The sequence below is a fragment of the Mesorhizobium sp. M0239 genome (assembly GCF_040321815.1).
GTDB lineage: Bacteria > Pseudomonadota > Alphaproteobacteria > Rhizobiales > Rhizobiaceae > Mesorhizobium.
The window spans coordinates 1-521 of record NZ_JAMYSG010000110.1; the positions used below are offsets into that span (position 1 = coordinate 1).

General features: G+C 57.2%; 1 protein-coding gene. It reads right to left on the reverse strand.

All coding sequences use genetic code 11. The features are described from left to right. Positions 1-419 (reverse strand): hypothetical protein (locus NKI99_RS33810; protein WP_352613756.1); only part of this gene is annotated, 419 nt, incomplete at its 3' end. Between the last annotated feature and the right edge of the window lie 102 nt (positions 420-521).

Genomic DNA, 521 nt, shown 5'->3' on the forward strand with positions numbered 1-521 from the left:
CTCTCTCTAAGCCACTTAAGAAACCTGTTCCCTCCAATCGACCGGCGGACTCTAGCGGCAGCCCACTGCCCTCTGAACGTGGTTCCGACATGGCAACTGCAGACGATGTCATGCAACTCACCGTCAGACAGTTCGAAGAAGCGCTTTGCTTCCCCATAGGTGTCATCCTTCAGGCCTAACGCACGCAGTAGCGGGTCCTCGAAGGCCACTGTAATTGGCGAGCCCTCACCGCGTGCTGCGTCGCGGGCTTCCCGCTTCAGATACTCAGTGCCGGTAAGGGCTCTCAGGCGTCGCTCGGGATGTTGTGCCAGCAACTCTGCCCAGCGCTCAATACGCTGTTGCCGGGTCATGATCGGGTATGTCGAGAGGGGTTCTACTTCTGCAATTGTCTGCAATTGACTTAGAGTTTGGTGTTCCATCGTCGGCTCCTTTTGATCGAAGTCCCTTCCCCACAAAAACTATCGCGCGCCTACGCACTGACAAGAGCCGGTAAGGCGGCCACTTGCCCGACATGGATTGCG